We start from the raw sequence: 8,781 nt of genomic DNA on the forward strand, positions 1-8,781 counted from the left end.
TTGTTTTTTGTTTTTAGTTTTAAAACCTAAACTCTCGAATTTGCAATTAATTTCGGGATAATTTCAATACTTAATACTAAAAGTTACAAATCCACATGCTTGGCATAGTTACGCCACTTTTCTACACATTCTGCAATGTCTTTAGGCATTTCTGAGTTGAAACTCATCTTCTCTCCTGTTCGTGGGTGAATGAATCCGAGTGTTTTTGCATGTAAGGCTTGTCGTGGTAAAATCTTGAAGCAATTGTCTACAAATTGTTTGTATTTCGTAAAAGTAGTTCCTTTTAAAATACGCTCACCGCCATATCGTGCATCATTAAATAATGTGTGACCAATATGTTTCATGTGCACACGAATTTGGTGCGTACGACCTGTTTCTAACTGACAAGAAACCAAGGTTACATATCCAAAACGTTCTAAGACTTTGTAATGTGTAACGGCTGCTTTTCCTTTGTCGGCATCATCTCCATAAAATACTGTGTTTTGCAATCTATTTTTAGGGTGACGACCAATATTTCCTTCTATCGTTCCTTCTTCTTCATCTACATTTCCCCAAACGAGTGCATAATAAATTCGTTCAGAAGTCTTATTAAAAAACTGCTTTGCCAAATGTGTCATGGCTTCTTCCGTTTTTGCCACTACTAGCAATCCGCTTGTATCTTTATCAATTCGGTGCACCAATCCTGGGCGTTCGTTAGAATTTTTAGGAAGATTGTCAATATGATAAATCAATGCATTAATCAACGTTCCTGAGTAGTTTCCGTGTCCTGGATGCACAACTATTCCTGCGGGTTTATTGACAACTAGTAAATCGTCGTCTTCGTACACAACATCAATTGGAATGTTTTCTCCAACTAATAAATTCTCGTACGGCGGATGTGCAAATAATACTTTTATAACGTCGTTTGCTTTGACTTTATAATTCGATTTTACAGGTTTTTCATTCACATAAATATTACCATCTTTGGCAGATTGTTGAATTTTATTTCGAGTCGCACCTTCAATAAAATTCATCAAATATTTATCTACGCGTAAAGGTTGCTGTCCTTTTTCGGCAGTAAATGAATAGTGTTCGTATAAATCGTCTGATTCGTCTTGCGGTTGTGGAAAATTATTCTCCTGCATTGTTATCGTTTTCGTCTGTTTTTCTTGATCCTGGGCGTTTTCCATTTCCAAGTATCAATTCTATTTTTGACATTTTTGGAAGTCTGTCATTTGGTTTTAAAGGTTTGCCTTTGTATTGCATTCCCAACACCATATCTTTACCAATATTGTCTTTGTAAGTAACTTTTTCTACTGTAAATCCAACTGCGTTTAAGGTAGATTCAGCTGTTCGTCTTGTAATTTGAATTACATGCGGAACAGATACTTCTCGGTATTTAGATGGATTTATTTTTAGATATATTTTTCGTCCTTCTTTTACTTTTTTTCCTTTCACTGGATATTGTTCAATGATAGAATACGCAGGAAAATCTGGATTATAATTTACAGTATCTTGTATGCTAAAACTCAAATCCGTTTCTTCCAATTTAGCTTTGGCTTCTTCAAATGAAAGCTTTGCCAAATCAGGAACCGTTTTAAATTCTCCGTTATTTGTAGAAAAATCGAGCCAAGTCGTGATTAAAAAAACCAATATAGCAACAACTACAATGGCAATTCCTACTTGCTTGAATATCACTTTTAATATAGGAAATCGGTTAAAAAAGGCTTTGATTGCCGAAAGAAGCTTTTTAAAATTCATTTCTAATACGTTTTAATGGGACAAATATACATACTATTATTCCTAATATTCTACTTTGATATGTCCGCAAATACATTTACTTTCGTTTTTAGAACGTTTATTTGTCTTATTTCTTATAAAAATGAAGAAAAATATTGCCATCATTATGGGCGGTTATTCGAGTGAATACGCCATTTCACTAAAAACTGGAAATGTAGTATACAAACATTTGAATACTGAAAAATATAATGCATATAAAGTACATGTTTTTCAAGATAAATGGGTTTGTGTAACTTCTGACACGAAAGAATTTCTAATAGATAAAAACGATTTTTCGGTTATAATTGATGACATTAAAATTACATTTGACTGTGTGTTTAATGCCATTCATGGAACACCTGGCGAAGATGGTTATATATTAGGTTATTTGGAACTTTTAGGAATTCCACATACAAGTTGTGGCATGTACCAAGCTGCATTGACGTTTAATAAACGTGATTTATTATCTACCTTAAAACCGTACGGAATTAAATGTGCAACCTCGTATTATTTGAATGCTGGCGATGCCATTGACGAAGCTGCCATTGTTGCAAAAGTAGGTTTGCCCTGTTTTGTAAAAGCAAATAAAGCAGGAAGTAGTTTCGGAATTTCCAAAGTGCATAAAATTGAAGCACTTCAAAATGCAATTGACATCGCGCTGAAAGAAGATGATGAGGTTATTATTGAATCGTTTTTAGATGGTGTTGAAGTTTCTGTTGGCGTTATTAATTATAAAGGAACCGTTACCGTTTTACCAATTACAGAAATTGTTTCAGAAAATGATTTCTTTGATTATGAAGCGAAGTATTTAGGAAAATCGCAAGAAATAACACCTGCACGAATTTCGACTGAACTTGCCGAAAAAGTATCAAAAATGGCAAAAAGTATTTATGAAATTTTAAAAATGGACGGTTTTTCGCGAAGCGAATTTATTTTTAAAAATGACGAACCTTATTTGTTAGAAGTAAATACTGTGCCCGGAATGACCGAAGAAAGTATTTTGCCGCAACAAGCAAAAGAAGCTGGAATTTCCTTAGAAGCATTATTTGGCAATGCTGTTGAATTGGCTTTGGCCAAAAAGTAGTAACTTGTCCTAGTTTTTATCACAATTATACAAAATGAAACGAGCTGTTTTCCCAGGATCTTTTGATCCAATTACGTTAGGACATTACGATATTATCAAACGCGGTGTCAAATTATTTGATGAAGTTATTGTCGCTATCGGCGTAAATTCTGCTAAAAAATATATGTTCAGTTTGGAACAACGTAAACAATTTATTGAAGATTCTTTTAAAGATGAACCAAATGTAACAGTCGTAACCTACGAAGGTTTAACGGTTGATTTTTGTAAAAGAAATCATATCGATTTTATTTTACGTGGATTGAGAAATCCTGCTGATTTTGAGTTTGAGAAAGCCATTGCACATACCAATCGCGATTTGGCTCCGATAGAAACGGTGTTCTTATTAACTGCCGCAAGCACATCGTATATTTCATCTTCCATCGTTCGGGAAGTCATTCGCCATAACGGAGATTATACGTTGTTGGTTCCGGATTCGGTTCGGGTTTAGTTTGGGTATTAGGGAAATATGAAATAAAAAAAGAGTTTCAAAGTACTTCCTGATACAAATTTTCGAAGCAAATGTACTCGAAGTTACGTGTTGAGCTATTCAGAAACAGATTGCCGCGCGTTTTTATCAAAACGCTCGCAAAGACGTTCCAAAGAGGCTTAAGAACACACGCGAAGCGATCCACATTTCGACTCCGCTCAATGTTCATATATTTCCAAAAGCGCTCGCGCTGAACCTGTCGAAGCGAATTCTAAGAGGCAAAAGCCGTATCCAAAAGCGATAGCACTCTAACAGTGAAACGTTTCTAACAATCTAAAAGCGTAAGCGTTTCTAACAGCAAAGCGCGTCTAAATCAATCCATATATTTCTGAATCAACGTAAATAATTGCGAAGCCACAAATGGTTTTATAATCATATCGTTCATACCTGAACTGACAATTTTTGGCAAACTATCATCCAAAGAAACTGCCGTAAATGCAATGATTGGCACTTTTTTATTAAATTTTCTTATCGCCATTGTAGCTTCATAACCGTCCATTTCTGGCATGTGAATGTCCATCAAAATTAAATCGTAATAATTGTTTTTTACAATGGCAATCGCTTCAGCGCCACTTGCTACAATATCTGTTGTAATTTGTTTGGTAGAGAGAATCTTTTTTGTCAGCATTTGATTAATTTTATTATCATCCACCACCAACATTTTTAAATTACTAAAATCTACCTCATCGATATGTACTTCAATATTCGGATCAACACTTTCTGTGGCTTTTGGGAAACGAATATCAAAGGTAAATGTAGTTCCAACATTCTCTTTACTTTCTAAATGAATAGTACTGTTGTATACTTCCAAGAGCTTTTTTACAATTGACAATCCCAAACCAGAACCTTGATATTCTTCATTTACAACATCATGATTTTGCGAAAATACTTCAAATACCTTTTCTTGCTTTTCTTTCGGAATACCAATTCCTGTATCTTGAATACAAAAATGCAATTTTACATCTTCATCAGTTTCATCTAACTTTTCAACACTCAAACGAATGGTTCCGTTTTTTGTAAACTTAATAGCGTTACTAATGAGGTTGATCAATATTTGAGAAATTTTCAAACTATCTCCCACTAATAATTCTGGAATTTCCTTGTCGTAGGCAATATTGAGTTCATTTTCACGATCTTTAATCAACAAATCAAACGACTTTATTATATTGTCAATATTCGCTTTTAAATTAAACGTAGATGCACCAATTGTAATTGTATTGTCCTCTAGTTTGTTGGCTTGCAAAATATTATTCACCAAAGACAATAAATGATCGCCCGAAAATTTCAGCGACTTTAAATATTGCTGTTGTGATGGCTTCGGATCTTCCTCTAAAAGTAAATGTGTAATTCCTGTAACCGCATACAAAGGTGTGCGCAATTCGTGACTCATCATAGAGAAGAAGTTCGATTTCGTTTTTGAAGTCATTTCTGCTTTCAATTTAGCTTCTTCTAGTTTGAGTTGTTTGATACGTAACAGTTTGTTACTTTTTATCTTCTTGTAGATTGTTTTTATGATTAATGTTCCCAAAATAATACAACCGATCAATAATATAATAATAATAACTAACACGACTTTAAATCGGTTTACAATGATGCTTTGTTGATAGTTTTTTTCTTCTAAAACATCTAATTTGAGTTGATCTTTGGTCAAACTATAATTTGCCAATAATTCTTCTTGTAAACTCGCACGGTCTTGCTCTAATTTCTCTTTTAGCTTTAGTTGATAATTTAATATTGCTTCTCTTTCTTTTTTTATTTCACCTTTCGATTTGTAAATTTCCGCAAGTTGTTGGTACGAACTTACCAAATCGTTAACATGTACATATTCATTTATGATGTGTTTCTCTAGGAATTTTTGTGCATTTTCAAAATCATCCAAATAAAAATAAGCATCACCTTTTGTAAACTCTAGATAGTTCATGCGAGCTGTGAAAAATATTTTTTTGCCTGTAGAAGCTTTTACACGAGTTTCTACTTCTTTCACAAATTTCAACAAGCCTTCATACCGTTTTTCAGCTTGTAACAATGCTATTTTTCCCCAATCTAAAATTAACATATCTTCTACCACTTGTGTGGTTTTTGCAACGGCATAGCCTTTTTTGAGATAGTTATTTGCTACACGATAATTTTCTTCAGTTATGGCTAATCGCACTAAATCGTGATAAGTAAGTATGATTTGACGTTTATCTCCTATCTTTTTTTGAATTTTGAGCGCTTTTTCATAATAATTTTTCGCTTTGTCAACATACTGCATTCGCTTGTATGTAACTGCCAATGTGTAATAAGAAAACGCCAACGCTTTATCATCTTCATTTTTTGTTGCGTGTTGTATGGCAATATAACTGTATGAAAGTGCTTGTCCAAAACGATAATCGCGCGCAAAGTCAAATGCAGTATCATTTAACTTTTGAATACTGTCAAAAGATACTTCTTGCGCACTTAGTTGTGCACAAGCAAAGAAGCCAAGGATGATATGTAAAATAAAACTACGCCTCATTTGATTGGTGTATTATATAGTCAATTTTATCATACAATAATTCTGGCTCAAATGGTTTTGTAATGACACCACTAATTTTGGTATCCACTACTTTTGCGTACGCATCCGAAATTTCCATTGCTGTTAATAAGATGATTGGCACGTTATTATTGTTTTCTCTAATTTTCTGAATGGTTTCCAAACCGTTTAGTTTCGGCATAAACATATCCATTAAAATCAAATCAAATTTTTGTTTTTCTATAATATCTAATGCAGAAAAACCACTCAATACAACTTTAGTTTGTATTTGCTGACGTTCCAATATTTTTTGAGTTAACAATCCGTTTACAGCATTATCATCTACAATTAAGATATTAAGATCTTTAAAATTGTACGTTCTATTTTCAAATTCAATTTCGTCTTCTACTTTTGAAACGGTTACTTTTTGTAAATCCAATTCAAAATAAAACTCAGATCCTCTGTTAAGCACACTTCGTAAATGTAGTTTTGATTTTAATACTTTTAGCAGATTATTTACCGTTGTTAAACCCAAACCTAAATCGAGATATCCGTTATTTTCATTGAGAATAATTCCTTTTTCGAGATTTTCAAAAACAACATGTTTTTTCTGTTGCGGAATGCCCAAACCATTATCTTTTACCGAAAATTTTAATCGAATTTTTTCACTGGTTTCTCCTACCAGACTAACTTTTAATCGGATATTAGATTCCATATTATAGCGAACGGCATTGTCTAAAAGATTGAAAAGGATTTGTGAAATTTTTAAACTATCGCCCAACAATTGATTTGGAATGTTTTCGTCAATTTTAACATCAATTTTATTGCGATTTTCTTTCACAAGAAAGTTTACAGAAGTAATCACATTTTTGATATTTTTATTCAAAAAAACGTTTTCTTCCACGGCTTCCATTTTGCTCGCTTCTACTTTATTCATTTGAAGAATATTGTTGATGATTGCCAATAAATGTTCACCCGAAAACTTTAATGATTTTAAATAACGTTCCTGAAATTCCGCTGGTTTTTCTAACAATAATAAATTTGTCATTCCAATAATAGCATACAAAGGTGTCCGTAATTCGTGACTGATCAATGAGAAGAAATTTGTTCTAATTTTGGAAACATTTTCTATTTGCTTTTTTGCTTCAACCAATTGCTTATTTTGTCCGCTTAACAAAGCATTTGTGCGAATTCTTGCGCGTTGATTCAGATAAAAAACACCTGTTAGCAGTACTAAAACCACTAAAATAATTACGAAAATAGTAGTCAGTTTTTTATAGTTTGAAATGTACAATTCTCTAGCTTCTTGCTCTTTTTCAATATTTTCCAATCGTCCTTCATATTCGTCAATTCCATATTTCATGACAATTTCGGAAAGCAATGTTGATTTTTTGTTCAAACTGAACGTTTCGTAATACTGAATATGTTTTTCAAGTGCGGCTAATGCAGCTTCTGAATTTCCTTTCTTGGTATATGTTTCTGCTAAGCCTTTATAGGTTGACGCCAATAAATCCAAGTGTTCTTTATGTGAAGGATCGCACATGGTAATTGCATCTTTGTAGTATGCTTCTGCTTCGTCTATTTTTCCCTGTAAAAATGCTGCTTTTCCACTAAAATAATAGGCGCCTTGAAGCATGTCTTCCCTTGGCAAATAGTTAGGATTATCAATACAATAGGCAATTACTTTTTCAAAGCATTTTTTTGCTTTATCGTATCCTCCTATGGCCACATACAATTGTCCAATATGATACTTAGGACGTATAGAATTTATATGATTCTGAAACTTTTTTGAAAGTTCAAGACTTAATTTTAAATGCTTTTCTGCTGCTTCTAATTCTCCATTCTTAAATAAATAATAGCCAATATCGCTGTGAATTTCCATCAAGCGTTTTTCATTATTTTTTTTGGTGAAATATTCAATTGCTTTGTTGTAGTTTACAACAGCACGCTCTTTATAGCTCATTTTCACATATACACTACCAAGTGTAACGTAACTTTCTGCAATGAGACTATCATTTTGCACAACTGAAGCTTCTTTTAAAGAGCGTTCACCTAAAGTAATTGCTTTGCTAAATTTTCGCTTTGAAGAGAGTTTTTTGGCTGTTGCCTGAAGTTGAATAATACTATCTTTCGTTATGGTACGACCTGTTTGTCCATGCGAAAAAGATGCAAAGGCAAAGAGCAATAAAAACAATCGTAAGGCAACCATGTTTAGTAAGTAGGCTATAATCAGGGGAAAAAGATACAAAAATTAGCGTAGCTTTTTATTTTTTTAACGATTCAGTCATTATATTATTTTTGTAAATCCATCATTACGTGATATCTAGGATCATCTACAGCATCTTCAATAACGTTTGCAAGTTTTGGAGAAGCTTTCACCATTAACGCTTTACAATCTTCACTTAAATGTTTAATACGCAATTGTTTTCCAGCTGCTTCGTATTTTTGTGTCAAATTAAAAATAGCTTCTAATGCAGAATGGTCTGAAACTCTCGATTCCATAAAATCAATCACAACAACGTCCGGATCATTTTTTATATCAAACTTACTATTGAATGCCTGAATACTTCCAAAGAATAAAGGCCCAAAAATTTCGTACACTTTAGTTCCATCTTCCAATACTTTTTTGCGTGCGCGGATACGTTTTGCATTCTCCCACGAAAATACCAATGCAGATATAATAACACCTGCAATAACGGCTACTGCTAAATCTTTCCAAACCGTAATTAACGAAACCGCAATTAATACAATAGCATCACTGATAGGAATTTTGTTTAAAATTCTAAAACTACTCCACGCAAATGTTCCTATGACAACCATAAACATTACGCCTACAAGTGCGGCAATTGGTACTTGCTCTATTAAACCAGAAGCAAAAAGAATAAAACATAACAAAGCAACTGCGGCTACAACTCCAGA

7 protein-coding genes are annotated in these 8,781 nt (G+C 33.2%); 2 read left to right on the forward strand and 5 right to left on the reverse strand.

All coding sequences use genetic code 11. The features are described from left to right. Positions 1 to 83: 83 nt before the first annotated feature. Both AB8B65_RS00160 and AB8B65_RS00165 read right to left on the reverse strand, forming a co-directional pair. Positions 84 to 1,124 carry an RluA family pseudouridine synthase gene (locus AB8B65_RS00160; RefSeq protein ID WP_405298759.1) on the reverse strand — a complete coding sequence of 347 codons (1,041 nt, stop codon included), beginning with the start codon at positions 1,122 to 1,124 and terminating at the stop codon, positions 84 to 86. Further along, positions 1,111 to 1,740 (reverse strand): PASTA domain-containing protein, encoded by a 630-nt coding sequence (locus tag AB8B65_RS00165; RefSeq protein WP_405298760.1) that lies wholly within the window; start codon positions 1,738 to 1,740, stop codon positions 1,111 to 1,113. The genes AB8B65_RS00160 and AB8B65_RS00165 overlap by 14 nt, the downstream gene beginning before the upstream one ends. Positions 1,741 to 1,861: 121 nt before the next feature. Between AB8B65_RS00165 and AB8B65_RS00170 the strand changes: the two genes are divergently transcribed. Together AB8B65_RS00170 and coaD are read left to right on the forward strand one after the other, a co-directional pair. After that, positions 1,862 to 2,842: a D-alanine--D-alanine ligase gene (locus AB8B65_RS00170; protein ID WP_405298761.1), complete on the forward strand. Its 981-nt coding sequence runs from the start codon at positions 1,862 to 1,864 to the stop codon at positions 2,840 to 2,842. Positions 2,843 to 2,876: 34 nt separating this feature from the next. Beyond that, positions 2,877 to 3,329, forward strand: coding sequence for a pantetheine-phosphate adenylyltransferase (gene coaD, locus AB8B65_RS00175; protein ID WP_405298762.1), 453 nt, complete (start codon positions 2,877 to 2,879; stop codon positions 3,327 to 3,329). Between the two features lie 352 nt (positions 3,330 to 3,681). On the opposite strand, the gene AB8B65_RS00180 is transcribed toward coaD, so the two are convergent. From AB8B65_RS00180 to AB8B65_RS00190, 3 genes are all read right to left on the reverse strand, one after another. After that, positions 3,682 to 5,865: an ATP-binding protein gene (locus tag AB8B65_RS00180; protein ID WP_405298763.1), complete on the reverse strand. Its 2,184-nt coding sequence runs from the start codon at positions 5,863 to 5,865 to the stop codon at positions 3,682 to 3,684. Then, complete coding sequence (locus AB8B65_RS00185; protein WP_405298764.1) at positions 5,855 to 8,071, reverse strand: response regulator; 2,217 nt, start codon at positions 8,069 to 8,071, stop codon at positions 5,855 to 5,857. The genes AB8B65_RS00180 and AB8B65_RS00185 overlap by 11 nt, the downstream gene beginning before the upstream one ends. Before the next feature lie 83 nt (positions 8,072 to 8,154). After that, the coding region (locus AB8B65_RS00190) for a SulP family inorganic anion transporter (RefSeq protein ID WP_405298766.1) at positions 8,155 to 8,781 on the reverse strand (627 nt) is incomplete at its 5' end.

It is taken from the genome of Kordia sp. (assembly GCF_045105435.1).
In the GTDB taxonomy this organism is placed as follows: Bacteria; Bacteroidota; Bacteroidia; order Flavobacteriales; family Flavobacteriaceae; genus Kordia.

Excerpts from the sequence above, each read along its gene's own strand:
- AB8B65_RS00170 (WP_405298761.1), top strand. The coding sequence starts at position 1,862 with ATGAAGAAAAATATTGCCATCATTATGGGCGGTTATTCGAGTGAATAC.
- AB8B65_RS00160 (WP_405298759.1), bottom strand. The coding sequence starts at position 1,124 with ATGCAGGAGAATAATTTTCCACAACCGCAAGACGAATCAGACGATTTA.
- AB8B65_RS00165 (WP_405298760.1), bottom strand. The coding sequence starts at position 1,740 with ATGAATTTTAAAAAGCTTCTTTCGGCAATCAAAGCCTTTTTTAACCGA.
- coaD (WP_405298762.1), top strand. The coding sequence starts at position 2,877 with ATGAAACGAGCTGTTTTCCCAGGATCTTTTGATCCAATTACGTTAGGA.
- AB8B65_RS00185 (WP_405298764.1), bottom strand. The coding sequence starts at position 8,071 with ATGGTTGCCTTACGATTGTTTTTATTGCTCTTTGCCTTTGCATCTTTT.
- AB8B65_RS00180 (WP_405298763.1), bottom strand. The coding sequence starts at position 5,865 with ATGAGGCGTAGTTTTATTTTACATATCATCCTTGGCTTCTTTGCTTGT.